We start from the raw sequence: 274 nt of genomic DNA on the forward strand, positions 1-274 counted from the left end.
GTTGCAAACCGTGTTTAACGCAACGCGGTGTTGCGGACTGCGCCTTGAGAGCTTGAGAGAGGGTTCTCGTAAAGGGGCCCGGCAGCACGGTGAGGTTGCTCACAGGGCTGCGCGCCTGCCTCACGACGACCAGGAGGGTTCTGGCTGACAGAGCGACGTCGAGAAGGTCTTGTCGTGCTTTAGCAGCCGGATCGAGGTTTTCATCTCGCAAGCCTTGAAGGAGATCGGCATGAACAGCTTCTTGGTCGGGGTCGACGACAATCACGACTTCGTG

1 protein-coding gene is annotated in these 274 nt (G+C 58.8%); it reads right to left on the reverse strand.

The genetic code is table 11. The features are described 5' to 3' along the window. On the reverse strand, positions 1 to 274 hold a 274-nt coding region (locus HKX41_11440; protein NNC24745.1), incomplete at both ends, for a hypothetical protein.

This window comes from Salifodinibacter halophilus, from assembly GCA_012999515.1.
GTDB classification, from domain to species: Bacteria; Pseudomonadota; Gammaproteobacteria; order Nevskiales; family Salinisphaeraceae; genus Salifodinibacter; species Salifodinibacter halophilus.